Origin of the sequence: Acinetobacter sp. YH16056_T, assembly GCF_024605895.1 — a bacterium.
GTDB lineage: Bacteria > Pseudomonadota > Gammaproteobacteria > Pseudomonadales > Moraxellaceae > Acinetobacter > Acinetobacter amyesii.
The window spans coordinates 2,479,485-2,493,083 of sequence record NZ_CP094545.1 but is presented as its reverse complement, the minus strand read 5'-3'; the positions used below and the strand labels follow the sequence as shown (position 1 = coordinate 2,493,083).

Below are 13,599 nucleotides of genomic sequence, written 5' to 3'. Positions count from 1 at the left end.
TCGGGGATATATATGCCTGATTTTACCGTCCGAGAATACGCCTTTATTAGCGAAGTTTATAAAGGTTGTCCTGATTCTAGTTTAAACCATGCTTATATTCCCGAAAAAGCATTTATGTATCTGTGTGAATTCTCTGCTTCATTTTCTAAGCACGGTGCAAAAGTATTTGAATTAGCAGGACATAGAAAGCTTAAGCTAGATCAATATGTTGGGGTGATAGAAACCCCATGCGGTACACGGATTGAAATTCTTCCGAAGCATGTAGAGCTCAACGGCGAAAGTGATCAGGAGGTTATTGGTCAAGAGCGTAAGCTCCTGCAAAAAATGCTCAGTGTTTCGTTGCATTTACCTTATAGAGAGGCAGGGAGTGCCAATTTAAACCGTTTCAAACAGCCTTTGCATGAATGGATCATGACACAGTTCCTTGCATCATTTGAACGTTTAGTGCAACGGGGTTTACGTTTTGATTATAACCGTGTACAAGAGGAACAAAAGTTTTTACGTGGGCAATTACAGCATGTGAAATACATGCGCCAACCACCGACAAAGAAACATATCTTTCCGATTGAGCATGATGTGTATGAGGTGAATCGACCTGAAAATCGTCTGATTCGTACAGCCTTAGAAATGGTGTGTAAAAAGACCAAAGATGCCAATAACTGGAAGCTTGCTCAAGAGCTACGTTTGATGACCAGCGAAATGCCGCGAAGCCTAAACATTCAGCAGGACTTTAGGCAATGGCAGTCAGGGCGGCTACTCGCTTTGTATGCTGAGATTAAACCTTGGACGGAGTTAATTTTGGGTGAATACATGCCTGTATCTACTCAAGGGGAATGGCGTGGCATGAGTTTACTCTTCCCGATGGAGAAGCTATTTGAGAACTTTGTAGCTTATCATTTGCGCCGTAACTTACCTGAATATACGGTGAAGACACAACATGCGACGGAGCATATTTGTCAGCATCAACAGCGCAATATTTTTAAGCTTAAGCCTGATATTTTTATTGAGTGTCCAGATGCCAAGCCAATTGTGATGGATACTAAATGGAAGTTGATTGATCAAAATGATCGAGCTGGGCGTTATGGTTTGAAAGATAGTGATATTCAGCAAATGTTTGCCTATAGCCATTATTACCTCAAACATGACAGTGATGTTGTACTTGTCTATCCATATCGGAAGGACAAATTTACGCACTCCTTAGATGACTTTGAGTTTAGGCTAACCACTAGTGCAAAACTACGTGTCGTTCCTTTTAATGTAGATGATCCCAAAAGCTTCAAAATTAATAAGTCTTTTATCATGTGAGGTTAGTCCCATATTTGGGACTAAAATCTACTTTTTAGCTAGATCGGTCCCAATTTACGGATTTATCGTTTGGCATAAAGTGGATCATGCTGATTTTGAGATGTATCGTGATAGAGAGCGTAATCACTTAACACGTCTAACTCAGTTTAGAGGGATTTATCCGATTTGTTCAGCAGATGCTGTACTTAGAACTGACCAATCCGATCATAATTTGCAGTTAGTTGGACATAGTGTAGAAAGTCCTTTTGCGTATGTGTATAGCTTTGATCGGGTCTTGATGACAGGTCTGTTATTGAGTCAAGTTTAAAGGAAATTAGGGTAACTTTGGGTAAAAATTTAGATCTTCATTTTTTTTAATCACTAGATTTCATTAGAGATTTTGGATGAGTTAAATTGCCACCACCACCACCCTAAAATTAAGATCATTTCGACTAAATCGCAAATAGGACAATTAGATAAGAAATAATTATTTGTTAAAATTTGTTAGAAAATATTTAATTATTGTTAAGATTAAATTAAATATATAATTTTATTGAAAAAAAATTAAATAAATGGTTTGAAAGTAAAAAAAAATGTCTAGAATGTAGCAAAAGAAACTCAAAATAAGGGGTGTGTCTTGGTTCATAATCATGATAAAGCAGTTTGGAATTTGGCATCCGGAATTTGGGTTCAAGATGATCAAGTCGGTTATATTTTAAAAAGTACGCCAAATTTAAATGTTGAAAATCATGTGAACCCTCACTTTGTTCAGCAGTTGTTGAACTTACCAACTTTGGCTGGAAAAGTGTATCCACCTGAGTTCTTATACGATCCTGAAACAGGTACCCCTTTAGAAAAAAAGCAGGTTGATTCCGAAGCATATTGGCTTCCTCCTTATGGGCAGGGACGACATTATGATGATAATCGTCAAAGCATGGATAGCCATGGATTACAGTTAAGTCATCAACTTAAAAAATTAAAGAATGAGCCACAGATTGATGCTGATGCGGAACAGAAAATAAAAATGCCACCAAGAGGTATTTTTGAATTTGTTTCTATCAAAGCTAGTACTGAGATTCCTCAACTTGTGGCATACAATAAAATCAATGGCAATCTTTTGATTTGGAGTCAGAATAATCAGGAGTGGTTGGAGTTAAAAGCTGTAGCACACCGTTTAGAAGGTTGCCCGGAACAACTAGAAGAGTACTTACAGCTCTTAGGGGTGGTGAATGAAGCAGGTGTTCAGACTTTATACATTCCAACCAAAGCAGGTTTAGCACGCGTCATCATTGATGGTTTGTCATTAAGCTACCGAGCTGAGTATGTTACGCCATCCAATAGTTTATGTTTGGGTACACCTGTTTATTGGAATAAAACGATATTAATACCGATTTTGATTGCTGATCAGGTCAAGCTTTTTAATGTAAGCAATCAAGCATCAATCATGTTGGATCATACGATCTCTGAAATGTACTTTGAAAAAGTGGTTTATGACACTAGCCGTATTATTTGGGTCGGCACATCAGGTCAGTTGATTGTAAAATATAAAAGTTCTGATGATGAAGTACTTAATGCTATCTATAAAATATGGGTGCCGAGTTATACACCTGACTTCCGTTTTGGTGCACCTTATGATAATCAAAAAGGCAGTTTCTATCAATTTGGTACAACTCAAAATAATGAAAAAGGTCCATTGTGCTATATCGAACTAGATTCTGAAGACCAGTTTGATAAATCACTTGAAAAATCGCCATCATTTCGTTTTACCACAGGTTTATCAAAGTTTGCCCTAGATGGTAAATTGGAAATCAAGCAAGATATTTGGAAAGAAACAAGCGCAGTTGAATCCACCCATCGTTTTACAGTTCCAATGATTGAAGATGAGAAAAAGCAGTTAATTTTTGGGTTTAGCTTTGATACAGAGACCAATGTAGGTATTGAGCAAAAACTTGCAGATGATACAAAGCAAGACATTAAATTATTTATAGATACACATGATGGACTCATTGATTTCCATCGTGTTCAAGTAGAAAAGCCACTACAGTCAAGATTCTTTATTCATCAGAATGTTTTGTATTTCTATAACTCAAGCTTAACTGACATCTTAGGGTGGGAGCTTGCTGTATGAAAAAATTGGCATTGATGAGCTTATTAAGCCTTTCAGCATCTTTTGGCTATGCAGGACAGCATGCATTCTTGGTACAAAACTCAGGTTGGATGGAACCTTTTTATCAAGATCAAAACTCACAATTAAAACCACTGGTCAATGCAGTGGTTCAAACCGTAACTCAACCAAATGACACTGTTGCAGTGGTAATGTTTAACCAAAGTAATCCATTGTCTAAATCACCTTTAGTGATTTACCAAGGAGCAGGGAAACAAAATGTTAGTCAGCAGTTGAGCCAACAGAGCATTGCGAAAAAATCTGAAAAAGCATATGCAGACACAGATTTTAAGGAAGCTGTCATAGCAACTATTACAGGACCATTTGCTAAGAAGTCAGGCATAATTTGGATTTTTACAAACAACAAAAATAGTCCAAATAATGATGAAGCAACTGCTGAACGTAATAAAGAATTTTATGAGTTAGTGCATTTAGATCCAGCTATTAATAAAGTAATGGCATACCCACTAAAAATGCCTGTGCAAGGGCAGCATTTTAATGCATCTGGATTAATGGTCTATGTATTAGCCTATGGAGAACAAGCTGAGGCCGAGTTAAATCATTTAGTTCAGTCTGGGCAAATGGAAAAAGTTTTCACGCAGCAACCAGCATTATTGAAGCCCTTAGATAAAGAGCCAGTCCAGCTCATTCCGACAGGAGTGAAAAACTCATCTACGATTCATGCATCTTTAGCATCTGACCAAAAAACATTAGTGTTTAATTTAGAACCTAAAGATATCATTCCTGAATTAAAGCTGACCGCAGATCTAAAAAATAAATTTTATCCGTACAACATTGCTGCAACACGTGTTGAAGCGAAGTTGAGATTAGCTAATGGTATGCAGGCACCGATTCAGATTTCTGAAACGGATATTCGTTTGATGACTAAAGACAATACTAAGCTTGAGTTTCAAGTGCCTATTCCATCACATTTAATTGTTTCTCCATGGTCTTGGGAAGTTTTTAAGGCAATGGGTAAGGCAGTTACAATTCCTGCAAATATTGATGTGACTTTGTACGAGCAGAAGCTCAGTCTATCTGAAGATTTTAAACAGAATTTGCAGAACTTATTTCCTGGCGATCCGTTGTCGGATGTATTTGTAGCACCTCAAAGTATTCAGTCTTCAACGGCAACGATCCCTGTGCAATTCCGCTTGCAATATCCATTATGGCCTGTTGTGGTCATAATCACTGGGATTTTATTGTCAATTGCTATGGTTCTTTTCGCGTTAGCACTGGGGTCAAAACGTAAAAAATATGATGTCTGGGTCAATGGCTTGAAGAAACAAACCATCCAATTAAAACCGTTTTCTAAGATAAGTGTTTATGGTGATTCAGGACAGGAAATCGCGATTGTAAAACGAGGCATTTCAGATGCATCTGTTCAAGTTATAGATAAAGAATTTAGTGTGACACTTCGTTAAATATTAAAGACAGATCTTTAAAAACATCCAGGGGGATATATGTCAGAGTCAAATACAAATAACGGTTTTGTATTACCTACAGCAGATGAGCAAACACAAAATGAAGCAAGTGGTGTTGCGCAGACTGTACAAGAAGTGAATGTACCTACTGTACAAGAAGAAACTGGCTCTCGTGATTTGATGATTGCTGGTGCAATTATCGCAGTACTTTTGATTGCATTCTTTTTTGCAAAACGTGGTTTCAGCAATAGTTTGGTGAAAAAACGTATTTCGCCAAGTAAAGCGAGCATGGCTGGATGGTGGTTATTTATATTTCTTTCTGCAGTAGCAATTGGTGCAGTTTTAGCAGCGGTGAATCCTGTTAAATTTTTATCTTTATTAATTTTAGGGCCATTAGGTGTGGTTGCTTTGGTGAGTGGTGTACTGACCTTTACAACAAGCCGTGCTTAATTAATAACATTAAAAAGAATTAGAGAGATCAATATGACAGACGCACAAAGTGTCAATACAAACACGGCTACCAAATCTGCAGAGCAGACGGTAAAACTCCGACCAACCCTTTACATTGGTGTGGGTGGTACAGGTATGGAAGTGATGATGCGTGTGCGTCGTCGTATTCTCAATGCAAGTTGGGGCAGTGATAATGTTCGCTTAGAAAACTTATCACAATTCCCCATCGCGCAATTCATGCACTTTGACTTAGATCAAGGTGCAATTATTGATAGTGGTCGTGCACAAACTGAAGATTTGCAATACAACTTGGTGAAATTTACCGATGATGAAAAGATTGTTGAATCTTTTGATATCGAAAAATATAGCCGTGATGATGCATCATTAAGTCGTTATCCGCATATTCAAAATTGGTTGCCGTTAACTCCTAAAAAAATTCGTGAATTAGGGATTGATCCTGCCAAAGGTGCAGGTCAGATTCGTTCTGTTTCACGTCTATATTTCTTTGATAAATATCCAAAAACACGTGATAAAATTCGATCAAAGTTAAATACTTTAAAAGCAGGCCTGTCTCGTGATGACATACTGCGTAAGCTCAATCTTCAACTCGATACCAGTAAATTCCGTATCGTGGTATTAGGTTCTGTTGCTGGTGGTACAGGCTCAGGTTCATTCTTGGATATGGGCTGGTTATCTAAGTGGGTGGCAAGTAATGAAGTTGAAGCAGCTGATGTTGAATTGATGCTATTTTTGCCTACAGGCTATTCAAGTGCAAACAAGGCACGTACTGAAGCCAATGCTTATGCGGCATTGATGGAAGTTGAATCTGCGATGGTGGGTCATTCGAAGTATGTGGAAAAATGGGATGATTATGATCGTCCTCAGCTTGCCTCTAAGCCTTATGATGAAGTGCATCTGATTGATTCCGGTAACTTAGCTCGTCAACATACAGACAATATGAATGATGTGTATTCGATGATTGCGGACACATTATTTGAGGACTACCGTTCTGCTGACTTCGCCAATCGTAAACGTTCAGTTGCAGTCAACCAACGGCAGCATAAAATTCATATGTTTGCGCCACCTGTACCGACAGGTCGTTTCGGTGACATGAAACTAAACTATTCATGTGCTTATTCAGCATTTGGGCAAGCAACTTTAGATACGCTTGGTCGAGCGCGCTATGATGAGTATGCCTATAGTTTGGCTTCCGATATGCTGAAAGCATTCTTCGGTGTCGCAAGTGCCAATCCTGCTGCAAACCGTGCGAGTGAAAAAAAGCGTGATACATTCATGGCTGAGAACATGAATCTTAGTCTAGTGCCATTCAACAATCTTCCTGAATTTTCTGCTACAACACTGAAAAATCCAGAAATTCGTGAACTCAATACAGAATTCATGGATTTAGAAGTTGTAGATACTTTACTTCGTTCAGGACAGAACGGCGTGGAAGTGGATATTGCTGAAGAAACCCGTCAGCGTGTCAGTCAACGCATTAGTGAAATCAGTAATATTGATCGTGATCAGTGGGCAAATGAAGTCCGGAAAGCGATGCAAGGTTTAATGCGTGATGTGATTCGTAATCCAGATGCGATGGCAGATACTGCTGAAGATCGTGTCATGCGCCGTCGTAAAGCACTCTTTGAAAGTCTCAAGAAAGATATCGAAAGTCGTTTATATCTGTATTTAGATAATCATGAGCAAGGCGGTTTTGAATATGTGATTTCTTTAGTTGAGCAAATTAAAGATCGTATTGAAAATGCGAACTCTGGGATTGCATTACAACTGAAAAATTCAGCAAATCGTTATACTGCAATTAAAGACGCTTTGTTGACCTATGAGTATGAAAAGCAACTAAAAGATTTGGAAGAGACCAAAGGTAGAGGTCTACTGAGTATCTTTAGTGGTGGCAATAAAGAAGAACAAGCGCGTTCAGTATTAGATAATTTACGTAAAGATATTGCTAATGTACTTTCCTTCCATCTACGTGCCAAAGCTGCTTTAGAAGCGATTGAGCTGATGCAAGATATCTCAAGCTGGTTAGGTAACAGTTTAGGGGTAGATGAAAGCGGTCGCACTATTTGGAATGGGGTGATGGGTGATCTACAAAATGGTCAAGAGTCAGTTATCGATATGATGAACCGTCTTGATCATGATCGTGAAGTAATTCATCAACAAATTCGTACCAAGCACGCCACTTTGCAAATTATCGAAACTGAAGATGTAAAAGAACGGAATATTGATCCTCGTTTACTCTGTGAATGGGCAGCAGAAGCATTTAAAGACTTCGGCGGTTCAAAAGAGCTCTTTAAAGTTCTTGTTGATCCAGATCAGCAAACACCATTATTGATCAAAATCATTCGTATGGCAGAACGCCGTTTGGTTGCTTTTGAACAGAATGATCAAGAGGAAGATCCACTTTACAAAGCACTTGAAAATATGAGTGTAGTGGAGCGTCAAAATGTCTTTACCGAGTGGCTACAGCGTGCCATGCCTTGGGTCGACGCTAAAATGGGAGGTGATTTCACACCACCACCAGACCGTTTCAAATGTTTTATTGGTGTAAATGGTGCAGATCAATTCAGTAAAAAATATAAACATGAATTGACGGGAGCTATTCCGAGCGGTCTAGGCTTAAATGCACAAGCATTGTCGATTGTGGAAACAGGTGAACCTGGTCGTGCAGTGTGTTATGTAGAGCTTTCAGGTATTCCACTGACCATTTTACGTGGTATTGAGACGTGGCGTACGAGCTATCGTAAAGAGAGTGAAAGAACACCATTACATACACATATCGATTCAACACGCTTTAAACATCCATATGCGCCTACACCTGATGAATTAAATAATTTAGCGGATGACTTTAAGTGTTACTTGAAAGCAGTGATGTTGGGCGTCTTAAAACGTTGTGATGTTCCAGGCTTGATACCAAGTGGTCAATATGAATTTGCGGTTGCACGTGGTGATGTACGTCGTTTAGGAAATGAGCGTGGCTTCCGTTTAAATGGTTTGCCTCAGACCTATCGCGATAATATTTATGATCAAGTTCAACACAAATTTAAGTCACTCAGTGATGCGAATTTAACCATGTTAATTGCATTGGTTGATCATTATGAGCGTGAAGTCTATACCCCACGTCTTGTTCAAAATGAAACGGGTGCACAAGTTGAACATGTCGGTTTTGCATGTGCAATTGCAAAAGAATTGAAGCGAGAGCTACTTGAACTTGCTCAACGTAAGGAAATTCCTCAGGACCTTATTGATCGTGCATACGAGTTAACTGAATATCGCGAAGAAATGGAAAAATGGGCTGAAGTGCTCAAAGATTCGGACGAGGATGCATATCAGGATGAAATTCGTGAGCCAAATAAAGGTCGACGTCTGAAATGGGTGATGAATATGTCACCAAGTATCTTACAAACACATGAACAACTTCTTGTGAAAAAAAGTGTGGCAGAAGTAGTTTCGCCAATAGAGACTTTTGCAATGCCTGGCATGACTCCACCGCCACCTCCAGGCGCGATGCCACCACCCATTCTGCAGCACCCTCAGTATCAATATCATATAGCGATTAATGGGCAAAACTTTGGACCATACTCACATTCTAAAGTGGTTGAAATGTTGCAGCAGCAACAAATTAACACTGCAACGATGGTATGGCGTGAAGGTTTAGCTAATTGGATCGCAATTGCCCAATGCCCTGAGCTTGCAATGCCTGTGCCACCACCAATTCCAGGCATGCCGCCAATTTTACAATAATGCCCATCGTAGTATTGTTCTCGAAGGAGGGCAATACTGCTCATGCTCAACACAAAAAGAAGTAATAGGTTAAATGAAATGGTTAAGCAGCAAGAATATACAGCTTGTATTGGATGTAAGCAGGAGCTACAGCTCAAAGTAAAGTTTTGTCCTTTTTGTAGTGTTGCACAAAGCGTTCAAGCTCAAACTCTGCCTGTAGAGCCAGAAGAAACATCGACTATTCCACAAGAAATAGTCAGTGACTTACCAGAATCGACGGTTAGTGAAACACTAAGTGAAGCTCAAAATAATGAGGCTGCTGATACATCGGTTGTGGTCAAACATATTACGAAAAAGGGTAAAGAATTAGTCGGGATCATTGTCGTAGGTGCATCTCTTGAGTTAATGCGGACTTATGATCGATATGCTTTTAAAAAGGAAGAAGGTGTTTTTGTCCGTTTAAAACATTTAGCAAGAATCCCAAATGAATTTTTAAGCTCAGAACAATATAAACTAAAGTCTCAAAAAGATTTATTAATTCAAGACAATGAACCAGATGAGTATTTTGAACAGACGTCATCTGTGGCAAGTGTTGAAAGTCCTTTACCATCAAAAAGCATGAATCAGCAAACACCTTTAGATTCACCACAGCCCAAAAACTCTATTTTTAAATATATCGCGATTTCTTTTGCCGTATTTTTTATTGGTATTGTCATTATGTTTAGTGGTAATAAGGATACAGATCAAGCGATTTCTGTAGATGAAGAGCCTTTGGTAGATTCATGTGAAAATGTAAATGCAGAAGTTAGTAGTTTATTGAGCGAAAAGATGCCAATGCGTGCGTTGAGTATCATCAAACTCAACCAGGCAGAATGTAAAACCAATGCAAGTTTTGTTCAATTGGTTGTATCGGCTGAAGCACAAGCAACTTCTGCAAAAGAAAAGCTCACTTTAGCGAAAGAATATTTACAAGCTGGGAACTTGGAGCAAGCACATCAGACATTGCTTGCTGCATTAGAGCTTGATTCAGAACTTGTGGGGGGCGTAGAGTTACTGCCACAAATTGAATCGATGATTGAAGAATATAATCTTCAGCAAGAACAAGAAGTAGAGGAAGTTCCATTAGAAAGTGAGGCTGTACAAGATGCTATTCAAAACATACCTCAACAAAATACCAATCATCAGGTTGAGCAAGCACAGCGTTTAGCACAAGCAGAACGTGAACGAGTAGAACTACAACGTCAAGCAGAACAGGCTCAACGACAAGTTGAACAAGCACAAAGAGAACGTCAACAAGCTTTAGAAAAAGAGCGTCAAAAAGCTGAAGAAGCGGCACGGCGTCAAAATGAAGCACGTTTTGATTCTCAGCTCAGTCGTGCAGAGCGTGCATTAAATGCGAATAACTACGGTTTGGCTAAATCTTTGGCTCGAGAAGTATTGTCTGCTTCCCCGAGTAATGGTCAAGCAAAACGTATTTTACGTCAGGCTGAAGCAGGTGAGTCAGCGGCCTTTGACGATATGGTAATTCAATAATCATTTGAAATGTGAAGAGGGGTAATAAAATGAAAAAATCTATGTCTATTGCTATGCTGAGTTCAGCCTTAGCCGTTTCAGGTTGTGCAAGTACTGGTGGATTGGCAACGTCAGCCAATGGTGGATGTAATACTGGAATGTCTACAGCAGTAGGTGCATTACTTGGTGCGGCAATCGGGGCATCTGTGGGTGATAGTACTTATGCTGCAACAGGTGCTGCCATTGGTGGTGCAGTTTTTGCAGCAGGGTGCGTAATGATTAATGCACACACTATTCAAAAAAAGTCCGCTGCTGAAGTTGAAATGGCATATAAACAAGCCAATAAAGGACAATTGCCACAACAAACACGGATACAACAATACTCAACAGTTGTTCTTCCTAATCAGACTATTCAAGCAAATCAAAGTATTACAGTGAAATCCGATTTAACTGTAGTTGAAGGGGTCGCAGAGCCATTACAGCGTGTACAAGAAAAGCTGGTGCTTAAAGATGCAAATGGTAAAGTGATTCGTGAATTAGTTAAGGATGTACAAATGACCAATAAGCAAGATTTTGGCTCAGGGGCATTTGAAAACTCATTTAGCTGGAAATTCCCTATGAGTGTATCAAAAGGAAGATATGTCTTAGATACAGAAGTTCTTGTGAATGGCGTGAAAGTTGCAAACAACACACGTGTGATTACATTAACTTAAATCTAAATAGACCTTCAATGGGTTATGGGGAGTTGAAGGTCTTTGAATAAAAAACAAAACATTTGAGGGTGAAATGAAGTTACAAATGGTGTGGTTGGCAAGTGTTGTCATGTTAAATGGCTGTGCTATTATGTCTAAAAATGAATGTCTTTCAGCAAACTGGTCGTTGATTGGGCAGAATGATGGTTATAATGGTAATGGTTCATTCATGCAAAAGCGTGCTCAAGCATGTATGAAGCACAACGCGATTTTAGATACAGAAGCCTATACTACTGGTTATAAGAAAGGTCTAAAAAATTATTGTAATCCACAAACGATTTTTGATTATGCGTTGCAAGGTAGAGGAACATATCAAAGTTGTCCAATGGAAATGCAAAATAATTTAAGACCCTATTACAATGTGGCAAATAAGTTTTATCACGCGAATAAAAATTTAAAATCGATTGAAGATACAATTGCTACAGCAAAATCTAATATGTATAGCTCTGATCTTAAAGAAGAGTCGCGCAAGTATTATCGCGAAAGATATAACGAAGCTAGTAATAAACTGGGACAAGTTCAGCGAGAATATAATCTAGCAGAGCGAGAAATACAGCAATTTAAGCGAACAGCGAGTTTTGAATACTAAGTGTGAGTTATAACTTTGAAAAATGCAGTTTCTGATTCAAAAACAGAGACTGCATTTTTTATTTTAGATCATAAAGAATCTTCAAATTATTGGTTTATTTATATGAAATATTTAAAGGCAAAATTACTTTTCTCATCACTCGTATTAACTTTCCCTTCTTATGTGACAGCTAATACAAAAAGCGAAGAAATTCATTCCAGAGTTGTAGGTGGTATTGATAAGGCTGGTGAAATGGCTACCCTTGGAATTGAAAAAATGTTTTCACCATTACATAAAGGGGTTGAAAAAGTTGTCAAGCCGCGTGTTGATAAAATTAATGGTGAGTATTATTTTAATCTCGGTAATGCTTACTATAAGGGAAATGTCTCGTTTAATAATCAATATATCCAAAAAGATGATGTTAAAGCATTGGAAGCATGGACGAGTGCTGCATATCACAACCATAAGTTTGCGCCATTTAATTTAGGAATCATGTATTACAAAGGTGAAGGAACGCCTGTTAACAAACAAAAAGCCTGTGAATGGTTTCTGCGCGGAGCTTTATTAGGTGATACTGGGGCACAAGCAAATGTGGGTACTTGTTATTATACTGGTCAGGGAATGCAACAAGATTTACCTGAAGCATTAAAATGGTTCTCATTAGCTGCAACAGATGGAAACAGAGTAGCTCAATTCTTACTTGGTGAAATGTATTATGACGGTCAAGGTACAGAATTAAATTTAACTTTAGCTAAAGAATGGTATGAAAAAAGTGCAGCACAAGGTCATGAAGGTGCTCAAAAAAAACTAGATAAACTTAAAAGTTCATGGGATATGCCATATAAGCAACTGACAGTGGCAAATACAGCAGGAAAAGTTATCGATGGTGATGCATTTTTTATATCTGCTGCAAATCATGCAAAAAATGGTGATGCAAAAGCACAATTTGATCTTGGCATCATGTACTTTAGAGGAATCGGTGTACCTCAAGATTATATAAAAGCTTTAGAGTTTTTTGAAAAAGCTTCTGTTCAAGGTCATGAAAGAGCAAAAGACTATATTTCACGGACCTATTTTGCCTTGGGATCAGATTATTTCAGCGAAGATGCCGGGGAGCGTCAAGATGATCAAGAAGCATTTAAATGGTTTTCAAAAGCTGCTGAACTTGGTCATGCTCAAGCACAATATATAATAGGTATCATGTATTATTTTGGTGAAGGTATTCCAAAAAATGAATCTAAAGGGGTTCAGTTGATAAAGCAGTCTGCTCAAAACGGTTTTAAAGAAGCCCAAAAGGTGATTGATGAATATAAGCTTTAAACTAAACATTTAAAAATGGTATTTTGTTTTGAATTGAGGAGGATGAATTAGCATAAAATGCTGTTTCATCTTCTAGATAATTCTCCAATAAATAATCGAAGTAAAAGTAAAAGTAAAAGTAAAAGTAAAAGTAAAAGTAAACGTTAAGTGGCCATTAACGGTCGTTTGTTACCATTGGCTTTGTATGATTTTTCATGTTTATAGAATAACAATCAATTTGTTGTATGGTCTTGTACTTATTTAAATGTATCGAACAAATATTTGCATACCAAACTGTAAGGGATCTTGCGATCTTAACCTGTGATATACACATTTTGTTATGGCCTCCCAGGCTGAAGTACGATACGTTTGTCATGCAACTTTGCCCAGTTAACCAATCAAACACTA

Annotated in this window: 10 protein-coding genes; all 10 read left to right on the top strand. The window is 38.3% G+C overall.

The annotated features are described in order from the left end of the window. The first annotated feature begins 12 nt into the window (after positions 1–12). Positions 13–1,305: an McrC family protein gene (locus MST17_RS12230; protein WP_180026583.1), complete on the top strand. Its 1,293-nt coding sequence runs from the start codon at positions 13–15 to the stop codon at positions 1,303–1,305. A gap of 100 nt (positions 1,306–1,405) precedes the next feature. Then, positions 1,406–1,612: a hypothetical protein gene (locus MST17_RS12225; protein ID WP_257224012.1), complete on the top strand. Its 207-nt coding sequence runs from the start codon at positions 1,406–1,408 to the stop codon at positions 1,610–1,612. A gap of 309 nt (positions 1,613–1,921) precedes the next feature. Continuing rightward, positions 1,922–3,412: a hypothetical protein gene (locus MST17_RS12220; protein WP_180026584.1), complete on the top strand. Its 1,491-nt coding sequence runs from the start codon at positions 1,922–1,924 to the stop codon at positions 3,410–3,412. After that, positions 3,409–4,872, top strand: a complete 1,464-nt coding sequence (locus tag MST17_RS12215) for a hypothetical protein (RefSeq protein ID WP_180026585.1) — start codon at positions 3,409–3,411, stop codon at positions 4,870–4,872. Before MST17_RS12220 ends, MST17_RS12215 begins: the two co-directional genes overlap by 4 nt. 39 nt (positions 4,873–4,911) lie before the next feature. Then, positions 4,912–5,322: a hypothetical protein gene (locus MST17_RS12210; RefSeq protein WP_180026586.1), complete on the top strand. Its 411-nt coding sequence runs from the start codon at positions 4,912–4,914 to the stop codon at positions 5,320–5,322. Between the two features lie 33 nt (positions 5,323–5,355). Further along, the gene (locus MST17_RS12205; RefSeq protein ID WP_180026587.1) at positions 5,356–9,081 is read left to right on the top strand and encodes a tubulin-like doman-containing protein; all 3,726 of its coding nucleotides are present in this window, start codon (positions 5,356–5,358) and stop codon (positions 9,079–9,081) included. 78 nt (positions 9,082–9,159) lie between these two features. Beyond that, positions 9,160–10,593, top strand: coding sequence for a hypothetical protein (locus tag MST17_RS12200; protein WP_180026588.1), 1,434 nt, complete (start codon positions 9,160–9,162; stop codon positions 10,591–10,593). Positions 10,594–10,622: 29 nt separating this feature from the next. Continuing rightward, positions 10,623–11,285 (top strand): hypothetical protein, encoded by a 663-nt coding sequence (locus MST17_RS12195; RefSeq protein ID WP_180026589.1) that lies wholly within the window; start codon positions 10,623–10,625, stop codon positions 11,283–11,285. 73 nt (positions 11,286–11,358) lie between these two features. Continuing rightward, on the top strand, positions 11,359–11,913 hold the full coding sequence (locus MST17_RS12190) for a DUF2799 domain-containing protein (protein WP_180026590.1): 555 nt from the start codon (positions 11,359–11,361) through the stop codon (positions 11,911–11,913). Between the two features lie 15 nt (positions 11,914–11,928). Further along, complete coding sequence (locus MST17_RS12185; RefSeq protein ID WP_180026591.1) at positions 11,929–13,212, top strand: tetratricopeptide repeat protein; 1,284 nt, start codon at positions 11,929–11,931, stop codon at positions 13,210–13,212. Positions 13,213–13,599: the final 387 nt, after the last annotated feature.